The organism is Mesonia mobilis DSM 19841 (assembly GCF_000423405.1).
GTDB classification, from domain to species: domain Bacteria; phylum Bacteroidota; class Bacteroidia; order Flavobacteriales; family Flavobacteriaceae; genus Mesonia; species Mesonia mobilis.
The window spans coordinates 1-1,651 of the sequence record NZ_AUHX01000045.1 but is presented as its reverse complement, the minus strand read 5'-3'; the positions used below and the strand labels follow the sequence as shown (position 1 = coordinate 1,651).

The following is a 1,651-nucleotide window of genomic DNA, read 5'->3' as shown; positions in this document are numbered from 1 at the left end:
AAACAAAAAACCTCCTAAAAGCGGTTTAAATAAGTGAGATTTTCTAAGAATTAAAGGCTTGTGCAACGGTTACCATTGTTGGGCACTGGCTTTTTTATTTGTTATCTTTTTTTAAAAATACTTTAGGATCAATTACAGGTAACATATACTTATCTTTATAAATAGTAGGACTTATTTCAGTCGCTAATAAAGCTCTTGCGTGAGAGTAAGCAATGCTAAATAACTGAATGACTAAACCATCAGGAAGATCAAAATTATTTTCATCTTCATTATAAACACTATCTAAACCTTTTACTATATAAACTGTTCTACCAGAATGTTCAACTAAAACATTTTCTTTTTCATTGTCAACTAATTGTGTGTTAATATCAATTATAATAGTTGATTTCTCTTTATCAATATTCAATGACGTGCTCGTGTTTAAAGCTAAAGCATTTCGGGTTTCAAATATTTGATTCAATCTTTCTATTTCAATATCTTTAAAAGAGAATTTTAAAGAATGAATTTGAGAAATTCTGTATCCAATATTATCTTTATTTGTATATGTTTTTTTAGCCATTTTAAAGTGCTAATTGTTTTTTAAATTCATTATTACTGTAAAGAGGAATTATTTTACTATCCTTTTTATTTTTCGAGTAAACTTCAGAAAAGCTATCATTTTCATAATAGCTTAAATCTTTTGTTTTATGATTATTAGAGTTTAAATCATCCAAATAAGAATTCTTATCTTTAAGTTCAAAAACTGGAAATTTATTAACCTTTAAAGCTATTTGAACAACTTTTTCAATGCTAAAATTAATCTCTCCATCATTTAGGATTTGAGAAACTCTGCCTTTTGATATTCCAAGATGACTTGCTAACTCAGTTCTATTCATATTGTTATCTTCCATATATTCCAAAATAGCATTATAGAGAAAGCTATTTATACCTTCAACCCAATAAGATGGTTGATTTAAAATTTTTTCGCGTATATTATCTCTATTTCTCATCATTATATTCTTTTATAATTTTCAAAATTGCTTTTATGTCTTTATCTTGATTATCTTTTAGTCCACCAGTTATTATGACTCTACCTGTTTTTTCTTCGTGAAAAAGATATACTCTAATAATATTTGATTTAGCTTCATATACTTTGCAGCTTAAGTTATGACCTTTAAGTTCTCTAAATTTTGTTTTTGGATATCTTTTGAGGTTAGAAGTTTCTTCAATAATTCTGAGAGCTCCAGCTAACTTGTCAAATAAGTTGCCGTCTTTTTCAATTTCATCAACGAACGGTTCAAAAAGACTTTTCCCATTTTTATTTAATTCATAAACACTAATTTTTGTAGTGCTTGTAATATGCGGTGACAAACTTAAGGAAAATTTCTTCAAAATGTTTAGTTATAGCTAAATTATTAACAATTTATTATACCTGCTAAAATAATTATTAACTTTAGAATATAAAGATATAGTGTGATTTTTTTAGCTTGTGCCCAACGGTCTTGTATAACAATCAGTTGCGGATTGGTTGGAAACTAAGATAGCTAAAATTACCGACTTTTATGCTTGCGCGGCTGTGTCCGCAGGACACAAAGCCGCAATTGTTGGTATACGTTGTGCTTGTTGCACAATTTACTAAAAAAGATTAATTTCATGGTATGCAAGGAAAAAA

3 protein-coding genes are annotated in these 1,651 nt (G+C 27.7%); all 3 read right to left on the bottom strand.

Translation table 11 applies throughout. From position 1 onward, the window contains the following. Nucleotides 1-94 precede the first annotated feature (94 nt). From G551_RS0112315 to G551_RS16755, 3 genes are read right to left on the bottom strand one after another with little or no spacing between them, the layout of a single operon-like run. Complete coding sequence (locus tag G551_RS0112315) at nucleotides 95-559, bottom strand: hypothetical protein (RefSeq protein ID WP_027885841.1); 465 nt, start codon at nucleotides 557-559, stop codon at nucleotides 95-97. 1 nt (nucleotide 560) lies between these two features. Continuing rightward, nucleotides 561-989 carry a helix-turn-helix domain-containing protein gene (locus G551_RS0112310; protein WP_027885840.1) on the bottom strand — a complete coding sequence of 143 codons (429 nt, stop codon included), beginning with the start codon at nucleotides 987-989 and terminating at the stop codon, nucleotides 561-563. After that, on the bottom strand, nucleotides 979-1,371 hold the full coding sequence (locus tag G551_RS16755) for a hypothetical protein (protein WP_205618359.1): 393 nt from the start codon (nucleotides 1,369-1,371) through the stop codon (nucleotides 979-981). The genes G551_RS0112310 and G551_RS16755 overlap by 11 nt, the downstream gene beginning before the upstream one ends. Nucleotides 1,372-1,651: the final 280 nt, after the last annotated feature.

Bases quoted from the DNA above. Each gene is read 5' to 3' on its own strand.
- G551_RS0112315 (WP_027885841.1), bottom strand. From the start codon at position 559: ATGGCTAAAAAAACATATACAAATAAAGATAATATTGGATACAGAATT.
- G551_RS0112310 (WP_027885840.1), bottom strand. From the start codon at position 989: ATGAGAAATAGAGATAATATACGCGAAAAAATTTTAAATCAACCATCT.